We start from the raw sequence: 21,543 nt of genomic DNA, 5'->3' as shown, positions 1-21,543 counted from the left end.
ACATGAGCACCCTTACCCACAACGAAGCGCCGCCGTATACCGCGGTGCTTGAGGTCAAGAATCTCAGCGTCGAATTGATGACCGACAACGGAGTCTTCAAGGCGGTTGATAACGTCAGTTTCAGCATCGGGCGCGGCGAAACCGTCACCATTATCGGTGAATCCGGTTCGGGCAAATCCACCACTGCCATGGCGCTGTTGCAGCTGCTTCCACGAGATCTGGCGGTGCTATCGGGTGCGGTCCGGATCAAGGGCAAGGACGTGTTGAGCGACCACCAAACCATAAAAAAGTTCCGCGGCCGTGGTCTGGCCCTGATCCCGCAGGATCCGATGACAGCTTTGAGTCCGGTGCTTTCGATTGGTTCGCAATTGCGCGAAGCCATCAAGATCACCGGCAAGGTCAAGGGCAAGGAAGCCATCCATGCCAAGGCCATGGAACTGCTTGGCCAGGTGCGCATTCCATTGGTGGAAGAGCAACTGAAGAAGTTTCCACACCAGCTCTCCGGTGGCATGCTGCAACGCGTCCTGATCGCCATCGCGTTGGCGAGTGAACCCGAGCTGCTGGTGGCCGATGAGCCCACCAGCGCCCTGGATGTCACGGTGCAAGCCGGAATTTTGGATCTGATGTTGGAAATCCAAGAAACTCGGGGCACCGCAATCTTGATGATCACCCACGATATCGGGGTGGCTCGATTGGTCTCCGACACCATCCATGTGATGCAGCGCGGGCGTTTTGTTGAATCTGGCGACGCCCGCCAGGTGGTTGAAGAACCATCCGAAGAATATACCCGCAAGCTCCTGGCGGCAGTGCCGCGTCTGGGAGACTGGGACGAATCGATGCCAGTGGAGGAATCCCATGTCTGAGACAACCAGCACGGCTGCCCCGTTCCTCTCGGTGAAGAATCTGGTGGTGGAGTACTCCACCCGCACCGGACCCTATCGCGCGGTGAATGATGTGTCATTTGATGTGGCTCGCGGCTCGACACTGGCGATCGTGGGTGAATCGGGTTGCGGCAAATCAACCGTGGCCAAATCGATCATGCGCCTGCTCAAGCCCACCAGCGGATCCATCCATTTGGACGGCACCGATCTGTTGACACTGTCCGAATCCGAGCTGCGCCCGCTGCGCAAGAAATTCCAGATGGTCTTCCAAGATCCCTACGGTTCCCTTGACCCTCGCCAAACGGCCGAGGAGATCATTACGGAGCCATTAAAGATCCAGAAGATGGCCTCGGCCGCCGAGCGAACCCAGGAGGCTAAACGCCTGTTGGATCGGGTGGGTCTTCCCGCCAGTGCGCTGTACCGCCGGCCCAACGAGTTCTCCGGCGGCCAGCGCCAACGCATCGGCATTGCCCGGGCGCTGGCTTCCAAGCCGGAGCTGCTGGTCTGCGACGAAGCTACCAGTGCGCTGGATGTTTCGGTGCAGGCCCAGGTGCTGCAGCTGTTGGCCGAGATTCAGGCGGAGACGGGGATTTCGTATCTCTTCATCTCGCACAATCTGGGTGTGGTCCAGGAGATCAGCGAGCAGATTGTGGTGATGCGCCGCGGTGAGTTGGTTGAGTCGGGGCCAACCCGCCAGGTGCTTTGTTCTCCGTCCGCCGACTACACTCGCTCGTTGCGCCGGGCGGCTCTGGATCCCAGCCGCATGCAGGGGATCAAACCGCGCCACCTGCTCGCCGGGCTCGCCGGTTAACAACCCTCGCGCCACCCCACTTCACCGCCACCTCACAAAGGAAGAACATGAGCACCACAACGTCAGCGGCCAATCTGGTCCTGGGAACGATGACCTTTGGCGATACCGCCGATGCCGCCACTAGCGCGCAGATCCTGCGGACCGCACTGGATGCCGGGATCCGGCACATCGACACGGCCAATGCCTACGTTGGTGGGGTGACCGAAGAATTGTTGGCCACACTGCTCGAGGGCAAGCGTGATGAAGTCTTCTTGGCTTCCAAGGCAGGCATGCCGCACGCGGATGCGGGGGACGATGCCCTGCTATCCCCGGCGGCGCTGCGACGCAGTGTGGAAGGGTCGCTGAAAAGGTTGAATACCGACAGGCTTGACCTGTTTTACCTGCACCAGCCGGACTACAGCACGCCGTTGGAAGAGACTCTCGCCGAGGTAGCCAAGCTGCATACCGAGGGCAAGATCTTGGCCCTGGGTGTATCAAACTTTGCCGCGTGGCAGATCGCCCAAATTCAACAGGTGGCTCACGCAGTCGGTGCACCCCAGCCGATCGTCGCCCAGCAGCTTTACAACTTGGTTGGCCGCCGGATCGAAACCGAGTACCTGCCCTTTGCCGCAGCTACCGGGGTGGAGACCATGGTCTACAACCCGCTGGGCGGTGGACTGCTCACGGGTCAGCACTCCTTCACGCAGCGGCCCACCGGTGGACGCTTCGGGGATTCACGTCTGGCCGAAATGTACACTCAGCGCTACTGGGACGCCGACCTCTTTGCCGCCATCGACAAGCTTTCGGCCATTGCCGCCGAGGCGGATATTTCCCTGATAGAGCTTTCGCTGCGCTGGTTGGCTTACCACCGTCAGGTGGACTCGCTCTTGCTCGGCGGATCAAAGGTTCAGCAGCTGCAAGCCAATCTGGTGGCGATTGCTGCCGGACCACTTGACCCCGAACTCGCCGACGCCGCGAGCGCTGCGTCTGCCTCCCTGCACGGCCCCATGCCGGCGTACAACCGCTAATAGCCGTTCCCTCAGCTTCGATAGAAAGAGAAACTCATCATGACCTCCGCAGTTGCCACCGAATTTGCCCGTAAAATCCGTGAGCGTGAACGCGCCATTGGCTACTGGGTTGTCCTTGACTCACCGGTCTCAACCGAACGCATTGCCCGTTTGGGTTACGACTATGTGGCACTAGATGCGCAGCACGGACTAATCGGATACTCCGGCATGCTGCATGGACTGCTGGCCATCGACGCCTCGGCCCAGGCCGCCGGTGTGGTCCGAGTGGAAGCCAACAATGCCACGGCCATTGGCAAGGCCCTGGATGCCGGAGCCGTGGCCATCATCGTTCCGCTGGTCAATAATGCCCAGGACGCGGCCGATGCCGTCCGCTATGCCAAGTACCCACCGCACGGAATCCGTTCCTACGGGCCCATGCGCTCGGCCCTGCGTGTGGGACCGGTGCCGGCCGAAGCCGACGCGACCACGCTGGTTTTTGCCATGATTGAAACACCGGGCGGATTGGACAACGTCGAAGAGATCGCGGCGGTGCCGGGCCTTGACGGACTGTACGTGGGCCCGAGCGATTTGGCCTTGGCTATTGGTGCGGCGTTCCCTGGCGACCCGGCCATCAAGGAGGAATTCGAGGCTGCCTTGGTGCGCGTCTCCGACGCAGCGCAGGCTGCGGGAATCGCCGCGGGTATCCACAACGCCAGCGGCGAGCTGGCCCACGGCCGATTGAACGAGGGTTATACCTTTGCCACCGTCGCCTCAGATCTCACGCACTTGGAAGCTACCGCTGCCGCGCATTTGCGATCGGCACGCACCACGATCGACGCCAAGTAGTCCAGAATTTCGCAGTCCTCCCAGCCTCACCGATTCTTCGAAGGATAAAGGTTTATGACTTCCGCAGCATTCTCCACCATCGCCACCGACGGGCTTGTTCAGCAGGACGGAGAAGTGAACTACGCCTATCTTCCGGCGCCCACCGTGCAGTCGCATGCTGCGAACCTGATGACGCTGGGGGATGGGGGGTTGGGCTGTGTGTGGTTTGGTGGCACCCAGGAAGGGGTGGCTGATATCAGCATCTACTTCTCCTCGTTGGAAAAGCTGGAAAACGGCGAATGGGCAGATCACTGGTCCGAGCCACTGCAACTGTCCTTTGACTCCACCCGTTCGGAACAAAACCCGATCCTTTTCCCCTATGGGGAAGAGCTCTGGCTTTTGTACACGGCCCAACATGCCGGAAACCAGGACACCTCGGAGGTGCGCCGTCGGATTTCACGCGATCACGGGCGCTCCTTCTCCGAAGCCGAGACGCTTTTTGCTGCTACGGAGCACGGCGGGGTGTTTGTTCGCCAGCCACCGGTTGTGGTCGGGGAGAACATCCTGGTTCCTGTCTTCCGTTGTGCCACGGTTCCCGGGGAGAAATGGGTGGGGGACGCCGATGATTCGGCCCTGATGGTTTCCGCCGATGGTGGCACAACGTGGCAGGAGCAGCTGGTTCCCGGATCCATCGGGTGTGTTCATATGAACCTTGCACCACTGAAAGATGGCGGGCTGTTGGCTCTGTACCGCAGCCGCTGGGCGGATTCGATCTATTCGTCGCGCTCGCAGGATGCTGGAGTGACCTGGTCCGAGCCGGTGCCCACCGAGCTGCCAAACAACAACTCCTCGATCCAATTCACCGCATTGGATGACGGGCGCCTGGCCCTGATCTACAACCACTCCCGCGCGACCGCAGAAACCGAACGCCGACTCTCGCTCTATGACGAGATTGATGATGAAGGTCTGGACGAGGCGGTGGATGGACCGGTGGCCTTTGAGCCCCTGATCGGTCGGGATCCCAACGAACGCAAGGCATTCTGGGGTACCCCGCGGGCACCACTCACCGTCGCCATTTCCGAGGATGAGGGTCACAGTTGGCCGGTGCGGCGCAATCTGGAAGTTGGCGACGGCTACTGCCTGTCCAACAACTCACGTGAAGGATTAAATCGCGAGTTCTCCTACCCCTCGATTCATCAGGGTGAGGATGGGGCGCTGCACCTGGCCTACACCTACTTCCGCCAGGCCATCAAGTACGTCCGGGTGGACCCGTCCTGGGTCTACAAGGGGGACACGGAGTAAATGAAAAGCGCACTTGTTACGGGTGTCAGCTCCGGCATTGGGGCAGCGATCGCTCTGGAATTGCTTGGTGCTGGTTACCATGTCACCGGACTGAGCCGGCGTCAACCGGAGATCCCCGAAGCACATTCCGCGTCTTTCCAGTGGGTGCAATCTGATCTGGGTGATCTGGAGACCTTGGAAGAAGTAGCCCTGGGCTTGGAGGCTCCGCAGGTATTTGTGCACGCGGCCGGCTTTATGCAGACCGGTGCACTGGGCGAGCTGGAGGCGGGGAACTTGGCGGGGATGTTTGCTGTGCATGTGCAGGCTCCGGCGGTGCTGCTTAATGCGTTGGCACCGTCCATGGAACCAGGTTCCCGCGTGGTGCTCATCGGCAGTCGCACCATGACCGGGGTGGCTGGAAAGAGCCAGTATTCGGCGACCAAATCGGCACTGAGTGGGCTCTCGCGCAGCTGGGCGATTGAATTGGCGGAGCGTTCAATCACCTGCAACGTGGTGGCTCCCGGTCCCACCGATACCCCGATGATGATCGATCCGCGCCGGGCCGGCGTGCCACCGCAAGTGCCGCCGTTGGGCGCGTTGGTGGACCCAAAGGATGTCGCCGCGCTGGTTGGTTTCCTCGCTGGTGAAAATGGGAAGTCAATTACCGGCCAGGTGCTGACTGTCTGTGGAGGGGCGTCACTGCGGGGCTGAAATACAAGGCCCCATAACAAACACTCCTTATTGCGCCTCGCCTAGGCGAGTGACAGAACCGGGCCGGCAGCGTCTCCGCTGCCGGCCCGTTCCCGTGGCTAGACCTTTTCGGGTGCTGCCGTATCCGAGGAAACTTCCTCGGCCTGAGGTGTTGCGTTGTCCGTATACCAGTCGGTGAGGGCGGGATCGTCGCTCTCGAAGTCCGCGCCTGCGCCATCCTGCTCCGCAACCTGCGAGGTGCCGAACACGAAGTCGTCACCGTGTTCATCGATGCCCATGCGTACGCCGCGCCTGATGGCCTCTTGCGCGTACCTGCGTCGAATCATCAGCGGATCGTTGCGCAGGTCCCTGGCCCAGGAGACCATAACGCCGATCAGGATGATGGTGAATGGCAAGGCGCAGGTCACCATGATCGACTGCAAGCCCGAGAGGGCGTTGCGGCCGCCAGCCAGCAACAGGAACATGGCAATCAACCCGAGCGCCGCTGCCCACGTGATGGTCACCGACTTCGAAGGCACGGGTCGGCCCGACTGCGACATCGAGCCCATGACGTTGCTGGCCGAGTCGGCGGCGGTGACAAAGAAGACCACGATGGCCAGCAAGCAAATGATCGACGTGACGTTGCTGAAAGGAAGGTTGCCCAGCAAATCGAACATGACGTTCTCGCCGGCGCCCTCCACGGTCATGGCCTTGCCGTTCATGTTCATCCAGATCGCGTTGCCTCCGAAGACCGTGAACCAGCCGATGGAGATCGCAGAGGGGACAAAGACAACAACCGTGACAAATTCGCGCAGGGTGCGGCCCTTGGAAATCTTGGCGATGAACATGCCAACAAACGGGGACCACGAGATCCACCAAGCCCAGTACAGGGTAGTCCAATTGGTCAGGTAATCCTGTTGGGCCGTGCCCTGGCTGGCAAAGACGGTGAGCATGTCCGGCAGATTGTCGACAAAGGCGATGAGCGAGGCCGGCAGCAGGTCCAGCAGGAAGAACGTTGGACCGGCCAGCAGCGCGAAGACCGCCAGCGCAATGACCAGAGCCATGTTGGCATTGGACAGCAACCGGATGCCGGTCTTGATGCCCGCCACGGCGGAGATCGTGAAGACGATGGTCAGCACGCTGATGACCACGACGACAAATCCATTGCCCAGCTCCTGGCCAGTGATGATCGAAGTTCCGGTGCGAATCTGCAGGGCCCCGATGCCCAGCGAGGTTGCTGTGCCGAACAACGTGACCAGGACGGCAAAGACATCGATGATCTTGCCCAAGATTCGGTTGTTGCCATCGGGGAAGACCGGCTCGAACAAAGAGGAGATCAGCGGTAGCCGCCCGCGCCGGTACGAGGCGTAGGCCAGCGCGCCGCCGACCAAGGCGTAGATGCACCAGGCGAAGGTGGCCTGGTGCAAGAAGGCGTCGGTCATGGCCGGCAGGACCGCAGCGGTGGTCCCGGCCTCGGCATCCGTGGACGGAGGCGGGGACAGGAAATGGGTGAGCGGTTCGAGCGGCCCGTAGAAGACCAGCCCGATGCCCAGGCCCGCGGCGAACAGCATGGAGATCCACGAAAGAGTGGAGTACTCCGGGGTGCTGTCATCGGCTCCGAGGCGGATCTTGCCGGTGGGGCCAAAGCCGACCACTAGCATGAACCCCACGATGGCGACCACGGTGGCGTTGAACAGCCATCCGAAGTGTGTGACCACCCAGCTCTGCATGGTGGTGCCGACCTCGTTGAGGTTAGCCGGGGCGAGGATGGCCCAGCCGAGGACCGCCATCGTGAGGGCCAGCGCTACGACAAACACGCTGCGCCGGGTGGGGAACTTCGCTCCGGTGTCTTCGACACTGATACCCGGAACCAAGCCGGGGTGGATGCCGAACGCCGGTTCCCTGGCGGCATGGCGCAGTGCGTTTCGCACGCGGCCACCGGGCCGACCCGGAGTTGATCCGTGCTCCCGGGGCCCGGCTACGGGTGCCCCGTCGGTACTTACAGTGGCTTGTTTTGGACGTGACGGTGGAGAATCCATAACATTCAACTTTAGTGGAAAGGGCCTCATGGCTCCGGGGTTCAGGCGGTTGTGGGGGTCTCGGGCGTGCAGCCGAGGGCGTGTTTTGTGTCGCAATCAGCACCGGATCCACGAAGGGTGAAAAACCGAGTTGTCGGTCAAAGCCGGGCCGTGAATCGCGGCTCCATCGCCCAGATTCGTCGAACCGGGATGGAGCGCGTGAAATAGCAGTCAAAGCCGGGGATTTGAGGGTTATCGCAATGCGCCCGGCGAGACCGAACGCCCCGAGCCGGCAGTCGCGTAAGGCGCGTGGTTGCGCGGCGCACAGCGTGTTGTTGGCTATTGGTGGTGCTGCTCGCACACTTGGACCGGACCTGTTGCTCAGGGGGAGCCGTCGTCGCATCAAAACCGATTGATGAACGGCTTGAGCGTATCCGCAGAGCAATGTTTCCAGCAAGGGATACTCCGTGGTGTGGGCAGGAGAATCAGCGGCGTTTCGAAAGCCTGCGGGCGAACACTACGGCAGAAAATGTGCGAACGGTGTACATCCGGGTGTGTCGGGCGCGGAACGCGGCGCCCAAGTTGGTGGAAACCGGAGTAGCTACTCCGTTGGTGCATCAACGCTGAGGCGCAGACCCAATCGCAAGCCCTAAGAGTCGGTGCCCGTTGGCGATTCTTGGAGGATATTCATCGGTAGCTGCGTGTCTTGCATCTGGGCTTGCCCGGATCCGCTTCGGCCCAGCACCGAGGCAAGCAGTTAACTACTATTGCACCTCGCGCAGGCATTCCATGAAGGCCTCTGCCGCCGGGTTCGCCGAACCGCGCGCCATGTACAAGATGCTTTGCGGGTTGGAGATGATGGGTCTGAAGGCAACGCCGGGCATTTGGAAGCGGGCGACCGAGGCGGGCAAAATCGACATGCCCAGCCCCGCTGCGACCAGCCCCAGAATGGTCTCTTGGTGGATGGCCTGCTCAACAATCTTCGGCTGTCCGTGACCATCGAAGAGTGAGTGAACCACGGAGAAGAACCCGCTCATGTGCTTATAGGGGAAGAGAATGAATTTTTCCCTTGCGAAGTCGTCAACCGATACCTTGGTCAGCGCCGCCAGTGGATGAGCTTCGGGCAGCACGAGGACCAAGGGTTCGGTATGGATCTGTTCCAGATTCATACCGGGTAGGCGCATCGGGTCGCGCAGGATACCGATGTCCAGTCGACCCTCAACCAGCAGGTCGACCTGTTCGTCGGTGGTGACGGGATTCAGTGCCAGCTCCACCAGCGGGCGACGTTCGCGGAAAAGACGCACCGCTTCGGGTATGACCGTATAGCTGGCCGAGCTGACAAAGCCGATGGTCAGCTTGCCACGGATTCCGGTGTTAACCTCCGAGACCTCGGAAACCACGCGACCCAAATCGGCGAGAACCGGCGTCAGTCCGTCGCGGAACATCTGCCCGGCCGCGGTCAGCTTCACGCTGCGGGTCGAGCGGTCAAAAAGGAGCACGTTAAGTTCTTTTTCCAGCTTTTTTACCGCCACCGTCAGTGGGGGTTGAGACATCGAGAGCAGTTCGGCGGCCCGGCCAAAGTGAAGCTCGTCCGCCACCACAAGGAAGTACTGCAATTGTCGAAGTTCCATGGCCTCATTCTTTCACGATCGCGAACAATATCCATGCAAATGATATTGGACGCAGACATGAATCTTGTGGATTACTTGAACCTAGGAGCGGCAAACGAGCTAGCCGCACAGTGATCCCAGGAGTTTTCATGAGCCAGCAGACACCACGTGAAACATCGGAATACGTCGTCATCGGGGCGGGTCTAGCCGGTTCCGCCGCAGCATGGAAGCTGGCTCAGCGCGGATATGAGGTCACGCTGCTGGAGCGCACCACCCCTGCCAATGCCACGAGCAGCTCCCACGGCTCGGCGCGCATTTTCCGCTACGCCTACCCCGAGCCGTTCTACGCGGATCTGGTGAAACAGGCGAAATCTGGCTGGGACGAACTGGAATCGATCGTAGGCACCCAGCTGATCAACCCCGTGGGGGCCGTTGACTACGGACCGACCCGCGATCCTCGCAATCTGGCCAACATTTTAGAGCAGGTCGGTATCGAACATGAGCTGTTGGGGGCTGCCGAGGCACGCGAACGATTTGCCGGCATAGCGTTTGATACCGAGGTTTTGTGGCAGCCGGGGGCCGGTGTCATCGACGCCGAGGCGTCGGTCTTGGCGATGGTTGCTCAGGCCAAAAAGCATGGAGCACGCGTGGAAAACAACTGGCCGGTGAAAAGTATCGAATCCACCGCCACGGGGTACCGGATCCACGCAGAAGACGGACGAACCCAAGACTGCGCCAAGGTCGTCGTTGCCGCCGGTGGCTGGTTGCCGCGGTTGTTGGGTAACCTGTCGCTGCCCAGCGGGTTTGTCTCGGGAATTCCCTCCTTTGAGGTCTTCCAAGAGCAGGCGTTCCACTTCCCCTATGCAGATTCCGTCCCGGAATCCATGGGTGCATGGCCCACTTACATCCATAAGGCAGCCGAGTTCCAGTCCTATGGACTGCCGGGAGGCCGTGACGCAGACTTCCGTGGACAGAAGGTTGCCGAATACAAGGGTGGACGCATTATGAAGGACGCCTCGGAACAGGATGGTGTGGTCAGCGCAGCTAACCGCGAGCGCGTGATCAATTACGTGAAGACCTTCCTCCCGGGTCTGATTCCGGTGCCCTATGCGGAGACTACCTGTATCTTCACCAGCACACCCACCGAAGATTTCATCCTTGATGAAACCAACGGCATCACCATCATGTCCCCATGCTCGGGGCACGGTGCCAAGTTTGCCCCGCTGCTCGGTGATCTGGCAGCAGATCTGGCCACCGGAGCTGCGGGTGTGCCGCAGGTCTTCCGTCCGGGTTCACGGGCCGCAAGCCTGCTGGTCTAACCAAGTAATCGCTCACCGCAGCCTTGCTCAATATCACCATCCCGGGAGAATTCATGCAGCAGTCAAACACCACCACGCTGAGTACCGTTACCGGGCTCATGAGCCAGATAGCGGAAACGGGTCGAGACACACTTCGCGGGGGATACACCCGCCCCGTTTACTCTCACGCGGAGATCGAGTTACGACAGTGGTTTATCGAACAGGCACAGAGCCGTGGTCTTAGTGTGGAGCAAGATGGCAATGGTGCACTGTGGGCTTGGTGGGATCTTCCAACGGGGGACCGCACCGATGCCGTGGTCACCGGTAGCCATCTGGATTCGGTTCCAGGAGGCGGACCCTTCGACGGACCGCTCGGTGTTGCCAGCGCACTGACCGCCCTGGACATGCTCAAGTCCCGGGTGCAAGAACGCACCAGAGCGCTCGCAATTGTGGTTTTCCCGGAAGAAGAAGGATCGCGCTTTGGCGTGGCCTGTCTCGGGACACGAATGATGACCGGTGCCATCAGTCTGGAGAAGGCGCTGAACCTACGGGATCAAGATGGCACCACTTTTGCCGATGTGGCGCGGAGCAACGGACTCGATACGCGTCTCATGGGACCTGACCCCACACGTCTGGCTCACATCGGCGCTTTTGTTGAGTTGCACGTGGAACAAGGACTCGGGCTGGGGGAGCTGGATCACCCGGTGGCCATTGGCGGTTCGATCCTGGGCCACGGTCGCTGGCGCCTAAGCGTCACCGGGCAAGGAAACCATGCCGGAACGACGCTCATGGCGGGGCGCCGGGACCCAATGGTGGCAGCAGCCCAAATGGTGGTGGCCATTCGAAACATCGCCCGCGAGCAGCCTCACGCCCGGGCCACGGTAGGACGAATCGAACCCGTACCCGGCGGCACCAACGTGATTGCCTCCGCCGTGAACTTCTGGCTCGATGTCCGCCACCCGGATGATGCGATCACCGCAGCACTGATCCAACGCATCCACGACACCGCCCTAGATCTTGCAGCATCCGAAGGATGCGAACTGAGCCTGAACCAGGAATCACTGAGCCCCACCGTCACCTTTGATGCAACCCTGACCTCACGCCTGCAAGGACCGCTGACAAACGCTCCGGTACTGGACACCGGAGCCGGCCACGACGCAGGAGTGCTTGCAGCCCACGTACCCAGTGCCATGATCTTCGTGCGCAACCCCAGCGGCATCTCGCATTCCCCTGAGGAATACGTCGAGGACGCTGACGCCGAGATCGGGGCGGCTGCGCTCGCCGATGCCCTGGCCGGGATGCTGAATTAGCCTCGGGTTGACGGTGGAATTTACGGAAGGGACAGTCGACTGAGCGACTGACTCTTGCTTCTTTTTGACCAGCGTAGTTCCTACCGGTGCAGGGGTTGACGCCCATGGGAGTCCGGAAATTTTCGGAGGAAAATCCGATGCACAGTTGCTGTGGCAAGAGCCAAGCCCCCATCGAGCTCAAGCTCGATGGGGGCTTCTCAAGTTAATGGGGTGAACCTATTTCTTGAGCTCAACCTTGGTCGTGGTTCCAAGCGCGGTAACTTTGTAGCTGATGGTTTCGCCATCATAGGTAAATTCTTTGGTGTCATCATTAGATGCTAGAAGTGCTGATTCGGTGGCTTTCACATCCCGCTTGGATGACCACACATAGGGCGCTGCCGCGTCCGTCGGAGCTTTAAATGTTCCGATCCAATACGTAGAGGTCGTATCGCCACCATCGGAAACCCACTCCACAGTGATCGTGTCGTCGGTGATCGTGGCGTGCTGGTAGGAATCTTCGCTGGCGGAGTTACTCTGCTTCCATTTGCCAGCCAGATTGGGAATCGTTTGTGTCTCCTCGGCGGGTTTGGCATCCGTAGTAACGGTCGGCGTGGCAGTTGTTCCGCCGCAAGCAGTCAGGGTGAGTGCAAAAGCGAGAACGAGTGGCGTGAGGATTCTTTTCATAATCGAATCTTGGCACACGCTTACGACGCAAAGTTATTTGTGGTTGTTCGACCAATACAAATATGACGGGGTATATGTTCGAAGGTCTCGTATAAGGCAATTGGCCACCAACAACAAAGTTGATCCCGGAATACTCGGGGGTGCTTCGCCGATGGATCACGGGGGATGTCCTTTCGGCGGCCGCATGCCAACTAATGGTCGAGTCGACTGAAAAGCACGAAGGGCTCGTGCACCACACCACGGGATGCACGAACCCTTCGAATATGTGGGGGACTACGCCATGACCGGTGCTGCCCAGAGGTTTAGCACCTGACCAATGTCCTTCTCTTCGGCGGTGCGGTACAGCTCGGTGGCCCAGGCGACGTCTTCGGTCGGCATGCCGCCGACCGAGTAGAGGATGATCTCCTCGTCGTTACGGCGGGCGGGAATGGCGCCGGTGGCAACGTCTGCGATTTCCTCGAGCTTGGATTCATCAAGCTTGCCCGCACGCATCAGGTCGTGGAAGTGAGTGCCGGGAATGCCCAACAGCTGGTAGGCCTCGGCCTGGTACTCCTCGGCCCACGCGTTGTAGAGGCCGCGGGCATCAAGGATCAGGCGGGCGTCGTTGATGATGAAGTCATCATCGAAGCGTGCCGCTGCCGGCAGCAGCAACAAAGCGCCGGGCTTGATTGCGTGCTTGGGGAAGTACGGGAAGGCATCGGAGCCGGCGATGTCTGTTGTGGTGGTCGCGATGACAATGTCCGCGTTGGCGATGGCAGCCTCAATGGAGTCGGCAATCTCGACGGTGGTGATCTGCGGGTACTTGTCCTTGACATACGCGGCGAAGGTTTCGGCACCGGAGGTGCTGCGTCCCTTGATCGTTACGGTGTGGATGCCCGGGCGCAGCGTCAGCGTTGCATCGATGACGGACTTGGCAATGACACCGGGGCCAACCACTGCAACAACTTTGGAGTCTTCCCTGGCCAGGTGCTTCACGCCAACACCCGGGACGGCACCGGTGCGGTAGGCGGAGAGCAGGTTGGCACTCATGATCGCCAGCGGGGCACCGGAATCGGTGTCATTCAGGGTGAAGAGGTGAATGGAGCGAGGCAACCCCTTCTTGCGGTTTTCGGCGTTGGAGCCGTACCACTTCACGCCGGTGGTGTTGAAGCGTCCACCGAGGTAGGCGGGCATGGCCATGAATCGACGGTCCGGACCATCCTCCGGCATACCTGCATGCTGCGGGACCTGCGGGAAGGTGATCATGGCACCGTGGGAATTGCCGTTCTCACCGGCCATCATGTAATCGCCCTTGCGCATCAGCACGAGGGTTTCTTCCATAACATCAACGCAACGGGCGATGTCCGTGACGCCAGCTTCGATCATGTCTGCTTCGCTCAAGTAGCGGAAGTCGATGTTGGTCATGATGGGGGTCCTTTCTCAAGACACGTAGCAAATCTGGCCCGTGGCTGGGCCGGTGATGATGAAAAGTTTTGGTGCTGCTGCGGCGGCCAATCGGTTTGGCGCAACCGGCGCGCCGCCGCAGCAGGAATGTGGGGGATGGAACCTAGATTGCTGCTTCGCCTTCTTCGCCGGTGCGAACGCGCACCACACGTTCAACCGGCGTGACCCAGACCTTGCCGTCACCGATCGCTCCGGCGTCTCCGGTGCGGGCATTGGCAACAATGACGTCGATGGCCTTGTCGACGTCTTTCTCGGCGACCAGGAGCTCGATGCACATCTTGGTGCGGAACTCGACGGCGAAGGCTTGGCCGCGGTAGTACTCCATGCGTCCGGCCTGGGCGCCGCGGCCCTGCATCTCGCTGACGCTCAATCCGGTGAAGCCGGCCTTTTCCAGTTCCTTGGATACGGTTTCCACCCGGATGGGCTTGATGATTGCGGTAATGAGTTTCATGATTTGATGTCTCTCACTCGGTGTTCGATGCTGCGGGTGGGATTTTAGAAGGTGCGGCCTTCATAGGCCGTTTCGACATGGAGGGCTCGGTCAAGACCAAGTTCCTCTTCTTCAACGCTGACACGGATGGGAACAATCTTGTTCATGGTCCACGCAATCGCGTAGGTCATGGCGAAGCTGTAAACCATGGTGACAATCAGGGCCAGGCCTTCACGCCACAGCAGATCCATCTCGCCGCCGCGCAGGATGCCGCTGAATCCGGCAGGTGCCGCAGCGTTGGCTAGGAAGACCGCGAAGAGTGAACCGGTGATGCCGGCAATGCCGTGGATGGCGAAGACGTCCAGTGCATCATCGATCTTGTGGCGGCGCTTCCACGTGATGGCCCAAGCAGCTGCGGCCGAGGCGAGGAAGCCGACAAAGAGTGCGCCGACCGGTCCAACGGCGTCGGCCACTGGCGTGATGCCTACCAAACCCGCGATGGCGCCGGTTCCGGCTCCAAGCATGGTGGCATGTCCATCACGGATCCGTTCAATCGCGATGAAGCCGAGGATGCCACCAGCCAGTGACAGGATCGAGGTCAACACGACGTACTGGGCCAGGAAGTTGGCGCCACCGGCGGTGCCACCGTTGAACCCGATCCAACCGGTGGCGATCAGGGCAACGCCCACGAGCATCAGTGGGAGGTTGTGTGGACGCCCGGCGGGAGCATTGCGGCGGCCAAGGACCATGGCCAGCGCCAAGCCTGCGGCGCCAGCGTTGAGGTGAATGGCGGTGCCGCCGGCGAAGTCGTGCAATTTGAGCTGGTTGCGCATCCAGCCGCCAACAACTCCTGTTTCTTCATTCGAGAAAGCGAACACCCAGTGGCCGAGCGGCCCGTAAACGAGCACCACCCACAGGGCCACAAACACGAGCCAGGAGCCGAACTTCATGCGGCCGGCGGCGCCGGAAGCGACCAACGCGACGCTGATTCCTGCGAAAAGAATGTAGAAGGCGCCCCAAAGCGGTCCGCCGCTTCCGTCATCTTCCATGAAGGAGGTGAAGAACGAGTACTCGAAGGGGTTGCCGATGATCCCGGCGCCTCCTACCGAGTCACCCAAAACTAGACCGTGACCGATGATCACGTAGACAACTGCGGTGACTGCCAGCGAGCTCATGACCATCAAGACCATGTTCAGTACGTTGCGTCCGTTAAGCATTCCGCCGTAGAGCATGGCGAGGCCGGGGAACATGAGTAGAACTAAGGCGATGGCTGTCAGTATCCAGGCGATATCTGCGGGTTCCATGTGTTGCTCCCTTCCCAAGAAATTCTGTGCGAGTAAGAACAACTTATCGAGGCCGGATGCCGCGCGTCTTTCCGATTTGTTTCGTGCAGAATAATCAGCACGGAAAGTTCTGATGATTATTTCTGGAATGTAAATTCATCGACATCCGAAGAGCGACTCGTGAATTTCGGTTGACGGTTCGAGGGTGGTTCGCGTAGTTGCACGCAGCGCGTGGGCTTCAGCTGATCGCGTGGTAGGCGTTTTTGTTTGGCACACGGCTTTTCCCCGGATCGAGCGGCAACTCGTCGAGGATTCTGATGCCCGTGAGGTTTCTTGGTGAACTGCGCTTTGCCAAGTCAAATGGCGCTGATGTTCGAATAGATTGCTCGTCTTGGGGATCCGAGTTACTGCCAAAGGAGCGGTGCGAGGGTAGGCACTGCGCCCTCGTTCGAAGTAGTGCGCGTCATTTCTCATTCTTAGCGGATTGCTAATTGTAGCGACACAGAAAGTATTGGACGCGAATATGTGGTTGACGATTTACTGGTGGTAATGATGCGCCTCGTGGTTCGATGGCGAGGCGGCTTGGGTGACTATGATGCCGTAGGTTGATTTCAACTATGCGTGACGAAACGTTAAATAAATCTCACAAACATTGCGTTGAATTTTGCGCCATTCTCTATTTTTGCAGAGTGTTGATCTCACAGTTCGCCGGGCAACGCTCATCGAAAAGCGAGAGAGTTGCGCCGGCCTACCGGTTGTTAAGGAGGCTCCGGGTACTGAGACTGTTATTCCCGAACGCACATCAGCAAAGATCCGGGAGGTGCCTCAATCCCCGAGACCATGTCACTAGGTCGAATTCCTAACCGGGAACATCCCACCCGCACCAACACACTCAGGTGCACCGGATGGGCCTCTGCACGTCTTCAGCGCAATAGTCGCATCGCACATCCACGAGCACGGCCGCATGCGCCCTGCATGAAAAGTGAAGGCTGCCCCGCAGATGAGCAATGACCTTCCTGCAAAGTTGTTTGAGCGCCCTTTGGGAAGCCCACAGAAATCAGGTCACCACGCCGCGGGTGGCTCTGCCGTTCTCATCCAACAGCCACCCCACGCGCTTCGGGTACGCCAACGCCACGGCACTCTCGGCAAACCGAATTTCCGGAATGCGCTCGGAGATCGCCAGCTCGACGTCCATAACCTCCGCCACGGAGCGAAGCCAGAGGACAAACGTGAAATTTGTCGTCCCGGTGGTGGAAGCGCAAAGACGCAGATTCCGGAAGGACCGCAAGATCTCCGCTGCCTGTTGATGTTGTCCCGGCGGGACCACAGCGAACCATTGGCAACTAACCGGAAAGGCGGAATCCAACTGCGACAACTCGCAGCGAAACGACAACACGCCACTGGCCAGAATGCGGTTCAACCGCCTACTCACCGTTGTGGGGTGCATTCCGATCTCGCGCGCGATCTGAGTGGAACTGGCCCGACCATCGCGAATCAGGCATTTCACCATGCCCTCATCGGAGGCGGTGAGCACATACGGCGGCCCCGTGATGGGCGCGGCCAGCGACTCCAGTTGGGCCTGTTGGCTTCTATTCAAAGCGTCGAGGCGCCAAATGTGACCCTCGGAATGCACCCGGGTGCAGATGGAGGCCTCGTACTTGGTGATTCCCGGGATTCGAGTCAGCATCGGCACGATCTTGCGCCCCAACTCGGCGAGGTTCGCGGTTTGCACCTTCAACAGCAGATCGCGGTTGCTAGCGGATTCAAGGATCGATACCACCTCGGGTATGGCGCACAGCTCATCGATGGCCGAGTGACGTTCGGTCACCGTGCATTCGACGTCGAAGAGGGAAAACGTCGACTCCATGGAGGTGCTGATGGCATTGGCCGTGACCCAGGCCAGCCCCGCGGCCTGAAGCCGTTGCCAACGCGCGGCCAACGTCGTCGGATGCGAATCAAGCACCCGTGCAGCGTCGATCCAGCTGACCCGAGGCGCAATTTGCAGCGCGTGGATCAGCATCAGATCCTCTTCCGATACGTCCGATGTCATGTACGACCTGCACCATTCTTCGATATTTCACGGTAGTTGCGCAGGATTCCAGCGACTCGGAGGCCCGCAAGCATCCAACATATACGCTCATCCGAAAGTAGATCTACAGCACGCAAAGGAAATCCATGTCACATCTGCACAATGCGCGCCAGTTGGAACCCGAGTTGATTCGGCTCCGCCATGCACTACATCAGGAACCCGAGATCGGGCTCGACCTGCCACGAACCCAAGAGCGGGTCCTGAGCGAACTCGAGGACTTGCCGCTGGAAATCACCCTCGGCCGACAGCTGAGTTCAATCGGTGGTGTGTTGCGCGGAACGGCGGATGCTGCCGGAACCCACACCTCCGATCGACCCGTGGTGTTGCTGCGCGGAGACATGGACGGCTTGCCGGTCCAAGAACGCACCAATGTGCAGTATTCCTCGCGCATCGACGGTGCCATGCATGCCTGCGGACACGATCTCCACACCGCCATGCTCGCCGGTGCCGCCCGGCTGCTCGCCGAGCGCCAGAGTCAACTGCCGGGCGACGTGGTGTTCATGTTCCAGCCCGGCGAGGAAGGCTGCAACGGAGCCGGCATCATGATCGATGAGGGGATCCTGGATCTTGCCGGTCGCCGCGTGGACGCTGCTTTCGGCATGCACGTCTTCTCCGGCCAGACCGACCACGGAAACTTCCTCACTCGTCCCGGCATCATGATGTCTGCCTCGGACACGTTGATCGTCACCGTTCAGGGAACCGGTGGCCACGGTTCTGCACCGTACAAGGCCCAGGACCCCATCGCGGTGGTCACGGAGATGATCTCTGCCCTGCAGGTGGCAGTCACTCGGCAGTTCGACATCTTCGACCCCGTAGTCATCACCGTTGGCTTGCTCCGGGCGGGGACCGCGTCAAACATCATTCCCGATTCGGCCTACTTCGAGGCCAGCGTACGCACCTTCTCCGAAGCCAGCCGAGATCGACTCAAGCGTCTTGCCCCGCAGCTGCTCGGCGGGATCGCCCGCGCCCACGGGCTGGACGCCGATGTCGAATTCCGGCCCCGATATCCAGCCACCGTCAACAATGACGCCGAGGCACAGGTTGTCATGGACACCGCGGCCGAATTATTCGGCACCGAGCGCATTATCCAGATGAAGCAGCCGTTGGCCGCCTCCGAGGACTTCTCTCGGGTGCTCAACCAGGTTCCGGGCGCATTTGTCGGACTGGGTGCAGCGGCTCCCGGCGTTGATCCGAATTCGGTTCAATTCAACCATTCCCCATTTGCGTCCTTCGACGACGGGGTCTTGGCCGAGGGTGCTGCACTTTATGCTCAGCTAGCGGAGAACCGGCTTCAGCAGCTGGCCCACGAACGCCGCGTTGTGGCGACCGCAGTGGAGGTCCATCAATGAGCACTCTGACCAAGCAACGCCCTACGAAGGTGATGGACAGGTTCCTGACCGGCGTGGAGAAGGTGGGCAATAAGCTGCCCGATCCTTTTATGCTCTTCCTGATTCTTTTCACCATTACGGCGGTTCTCTCCACCGTGATGGCCTGGATGCAGGTCAGTGTTCAGCTCCCGGGCAGCGCGGATGCCACGGCGATTCGGGGACTTTTCACTCCCGAGGGGTTGAGCTGGCTCACCGCCAACATTGGAACCAACTACCTCGGCTTTCCGCCTCTGGCCACGGTGCTTCCCATCCTGTTGGCCGTGGGCGTTGCCGAGAAGTCGGGCATGCTTGCGGCGATGATCCGCAAGGCCTTTGGCTCTGCACCACGGTGGGCGTTGCCCTACGCCGTGGGTGTTGTCGGGGTGGTCGGGTCCATCATGGCGGACGCGGCATTTGTCATCATTCCGCCGCTGGCGGCACTCGTTTTCAAGGCGGCGGGACGCCACCCCGTGGCGGGATTGTTGGGCGGCTTCGCCGCCGCCGGTGCCGGTTATTCCACGAACTTCCTGGTCACCAGCCTTGACGCCCTTTTTGCCGGCATTACCACCGCCGTCACCGACACCATGCCCAACGCCGGGGCGGCTGTCACTCCGGTCTCCAACCTCTTCTTCAACATCGTTTCCTCCTTTGTGCTGATGCTCTTGGCCGGATTTATCATCGACAAAGTTCTTGAGCCGCGGTTGACCCGTCAGGGTGTGCCGACGGTGGCGACCGATTCGGAAGGGAGTGAGGTCGAAGCGGCCGAGACGCTTAACCCGGAACTGACCCCGAGCGAAGCACGGGCGCTGAAATTCTCGGTGGCCGCTGGTGTTGGACTGGCCGCGCTGATGTTGGTCGCCGTCTTGTTGCCGGATTCGCCCTGGCGTAACGAGGACGGCGGTTTCCTGCCCAAGTCACCCCTGCTGAGCTCGATCGTTTTCATTGTGTTTTCCATGTTCATGATTCCGGGCTTGGTTTACGGAAAATTGGTCGGCATCATTCAGCGTGGAAGTGATGTCCCGAAGGTCATGGGTGAGTCCATCCGGGACATGGCTGGATTCTTGGTCCTGGCGTTTATCCTGGGTCAGTTCATCGCACTGTTCAACTGGTCGGGAATCGGACAGTGGATCGCCGTGACCGGTGCCACCGGCCTGGAAGCCATTGGCCTGACCGGTTACCCGGCCATCCTCGCCTTTATTGTGCTGGCCTCGTTACTGAACCTTTTCATTATCTCCGGCTCGGCGATGTGGACGCTGATGGCGTCCGTATTCGTACCATTGTTTGTACTACTGGGCTACGAACCAGCCTTCATCCAGGGCGCATTCCGAGTGGGTGACTCGGCAACTCAGGTCATCACCCCGCTGAACCCCTACATGATCGTTCTACTCACCATGTTGCGTAGGTACGAACCTCAGGCAGGGCTGGGGACCCTCATTGCCCGCATGCTGCCCTTTGTGGTCCCGTTCTGGCTGGCGTGGGTTGGCATCCTGAGTGTCTTCTTCTTCCTAGATCTGCCGCTTGGTCCGGGCAATGGCATCTTCCTGGAGCCATAATTACGTTCTTGGTCGAGCGTTCCGACCTGACATTTCGATTGCTCCGTAATGCACCCGGTGGGGTCGGTACGAACACAACGTGTTCCTATTGACCGCACGGGGTGCATTTTTGTGAGCATCTCATAGTTGGTCACCGAAGAATGGGAAAGGGGAGTGAAGCTACGCCCTTGACGGTGTTTCGGTTATTCCCAAGAGTCTTTGAACCCCGGCGGCAGGCAGCTGGTGATCTGGGGCGCGTGCGAGTTCAGCACTGCCACCAGGTCAGCGATTCGCTCCTCGGTCATGTAAACGCTGGGTGCGGACACCGAGATTGAGGCGACCGGCTGTCCACTCAGATCCGGAATGGGGATGGCCACGCAGATGATGCCGAGCTCATTTTCCTGGTTATCCAGCGAGTAGCCGCGTTCACGAACCAGGGTTAACTCGCGGTCAAAGTCCTCCACGGTTTTGAGCGAGAAATCGGTGATGGTGGCGGTGGGGTCAAAATGCGTCAGCGCCTCCGCACGCGGTCGGAAGGACAGAATCATCTTGCCCATCGCGGTGTTCTGAGCGCGCAATCGCCCGCCGGGTCGCGAGGCCATTTCTATGCCGCGACTGCCGCGGGCCTTAGCCAGGTAGAGGACGTCGTCGGCCTCCAGAATGCCCAGGTGTGTGGTGTCGCGGGTGGCGTCGGCGATTTCTGCCAGCCTGGACTGGATTTCCTCGGGCAAGTTCAGGCTGCGCTGGGTCTGGGCACCGAGTTCCATGAGTTTGAGACCGAGCCGATAGCGGTTATCCGGGCCCAGGGAGAGGTAACGCCCGGCCACCAAAGAGGTCAGCATGCGGTGAGTCGAGGAGCGGCTCAGTCCCGCCGCAGCGGCGATGTCGTCCAGCCGATCGACGCCGGCTGCCACGTGATCCAGCAGATCAAGGCCGCGCTCGAGGGTCTTGGCTCCGGTCGGTTTTTCCATGCAATAAGTCTTGCATGACTTCGGCGCTCACCTGCCGCAATACAAGATCGTGTGA

18 protein-coding genes are annotated in these 21,543 nt (G+C 60.2%); 10 read left to right on the top strand and 8 right to left on the bottom strand.

What is annotated here, in order from left to right; all coding sequences use genetic code 11:
• Positions 1-2: 2 nt before the first annotated feature.
• From HED64_RS04225 to HED64_RS04200, 6 genes are read left to right on the top strand one after another with little or no spacing between them, the layout of a single operon-like run.
• On the top strand, positions 3-863 hold the full coding sequence (locus HED64_RS04225) for an ABC transporter ATP-binding protein (protein ID WP_168150805.1): 861 nt from the start codon (positions 3-5) through the stop codon (positions 861-863).
• Positions 856-1,692, top strand: a complete 837-nt coding sequence (locus tag HED64_RS04220) for an ATP-binding cassette domain-containing protein (RefSeq protein WP_132360337.1) — start codon at positions 856-858, stop codon at positions 1,690-1,692. Before HED64_RS04225 ends, HED64_RS04220 begins: the two co-directional genes overlap by 8 nt.
• 47 nt (positions 1,693-1,739) lie before the next feature.
• Complete coding sequence (locus HED64_RS04215; RefSeq protein ID WP_168150804.1) at positions 1,740-2,699, top strand: aldo/keto reductase; 960 nt, start codon at positions 1,740-1,742, stop codon at positions 2,697-2,699.
• Positions 2,700-2,738: 39 nt separating this feature from the next.
• Positions 2,739-3,524 carry an HpcH/HpaI aldolase family protein gene (locus HED64_RS04210; protein ID WP_168150803.1) on the top strand — a complete coding sequence of 262 codons (786 nt, stop codon included), beginning with the start codon at positions 2,739-2,741 and terminating at the stop codon, positions 3,522-3,524.
• Between the two features lie 54 nt (positions 3,525-3,578).
• Positions 3,579-4,805 (top strand): sialidase family protein, encoded by a 1,227-nt coding sequence (locus HED64_RS04205; RefSeq protein WP_168150802.1) that lies wholly within the window; start codon positions 3,579-3,581, stop codon positions 4,803-4,805.
• Positions 4,806-5,495, top strand: a complete 690-nt coding sequence (locus HED64_RS04200) for an SDR family NAD(P)-dependent oxidoreductase (protein WP_168150801.1) — start codon at positions 4,806-4,808, stop codon at positions 5,493-5,495.
• A 98-nt stretch (positions 5,496-5,593) separates the two neighbouring features.
• On the opposite strand, the gene HED64_RS04195 is transcribed toward HED64_RS04200, so the two are convergent.
• Positions 5,594-7,513, bottom strand: a complete 1,920-nt coding sequence (locus tag HED64_RS04195) for a BCCT family transporter (RefSeq protein ID WP_210149194.1) — start codon at positions 7,511-7,513, stop codon at positions 5,594-5,596.
• Positions 7,514-8,256: 743 nt separating this feature from the next.
• Complete coding sequence (locus tag HED64_RS04190; protein WP_168150799.1) at positions 8,257-9,123, bottom strand: LysR family transcriptional regulator; 867 nt, start codon at positions 9,121-9,123, stop codon at positions 8,257-8,259.
• A 128-nt stretch (positions 9,124-9,251) separates the two neighbouring features.
• Between HED64_RS04190 and HED64_RS04185 the strand changes: the two genes are divergently transcribed.
• Entirely contained in the window at positions 9,252-10,421 is a 1,170-nt protein-coding gene (locus HED64_RS04185) for an FAD-dependent oxidoreductase (RefSeq protein ID WP_168150798.1), read from the top strand.
• 53 nt (positions 10,422-10,474) lie between these two features.
• Positions 10,475-11,710: an allantoate amidohydrolase gene (locus tag HED64_RS04180; protein WP_168150797.1), complete on the top strand. Its 1,236-nt coding sequence runs from the start codon at positions 10,475-10,477 to the stop codon at positions 11,708-11,710.
• A 216-nt stretch (positions 11,711-11,926) separates the two neighbouring features.
• Here HED64_RS04180 and HED64_RS04175 read toward each other — a convergent pair whose 3' ends face one another.
• The 5 genes from HED64_RS04175 to HED64_RS04155 form a co-directional block, all read right to left on the bottom strand.
• Positions 11,927-12,373: a hypothetical protein gene (locus tag HED64_RS04175; protein WP_168150796.1), complete on the bottom strand. Its 447-nt coding sequence runs from the start codon at positions 12,371-12,373 to the stop codon at positions 11,927-11,929.
• A 273-nt stretch (positions 12,374-12,646) separates the two neighbouring features.
• A complete protein-coding gene (locus HED64_RS04170; RefSeq protein WP_168150795.1) occupies positions 12,647-13,777 on the bottom strand; it encodes a tyramine oxidase subunit B in 1,131 nt (376 codons plus the stop codon).
• A gap of 142 nt (positions 13,778-13,919) precedes the next feature.
• Positions 13,920-14,267, bottom strand: coding sequence for a P-II family nitrogen regulator (locus tag HED64_RS04165; RefSeq protein WP_168150794.1), 348 nt, complete (start codon positions 14,265-14,267; stop codon positions 13,920-13,922).
• A gap of 44 nt (positions 14,268-14,311) precedes the next feature.
• Complete coding sequence (locus tag HED64_RS04160) at positions 14,312-15,550, bottom strand: ammonium transporter (protein WP_132360288.1); 1,239 nt, start codon at positions 15,548-15,550, stop codon at positions 14,312-14,314.
• Between the two features lie 1,036 nt (positions 15,551-16,586).
• Entirely contained in the window at positions 16,587-17,579 is a 993-nt protein-coding gene (locus HED64_RS04155; protein ID WP_168150793.1) for an Lrp/AsnC family transcriptional regulator, read from the bottom strand.
• A gap of 125 nt (positions 17,580-17,704) precedes the next feature.
• Between HED64_RS04155 and HED64_RS04150 the strand changes: the two genes are divergently transcribed.
• Together HED64_RS04150 and HED64_RS04145 are read left to right on the top strand one after the other, a co-directional pair.
• Positions 17,705-18,967 (top strand): M20 metallopeptidase family protein, encoded by a 1,263-nt coding sequence (locus tag HED64_RS04150; RefSeq protein ID WP_168150792.1) that lies wholly within the window; start codon positions 17,705-17,707, stop codon positions 18,965-18,967.
• Entirely contained in the window at positions 18,964-20,538 is a 1,575-nt protein-coding gene (locus HED64_RS04145; RefSeq protein ID WP_168150791.1) for an AbgT family transporter, read from the top strand. Before HED64_RS04150 ends, HED64_RS04145 begins: the two co-directional genes overlap by 4 nt.
• Positions 20,539-20,720: 182 nt before the next feature.
• Here the strand turns inward: HED64_RS04145 and HED64_RS04140 are convergent, their stop codons facing one another.
• On the bottom strand, positions 20,721-21,488 hold the full coding sequence (locus tag HED64_RS04140; RefSeq protein ID WP_168150790.1) for an IclR family transcriptional regulator: 768 nt from the start codon (positions 21,486-21,488) through the stop codon (positions 20,721-20,723).
• Between the last annotated feature and the right edge of the window lie 55 nt (positions 21,489-21,543).

The sequence above is a fragment of the Paeniglutamicibacter terrestris genome (assembly GCF_012271785.1).
Lineage (GTDB): Bacteria > Actinomycetota > Actinomycetes > Actinomycetales > Micrococcaceae > Paeniglutamicibacter > Paeniglutamicibacter terrestris.
Note: the sequence above shows the minus strand (reverse complement) of the source record. Positions and strands in the feature narration are given on the sequence as shown.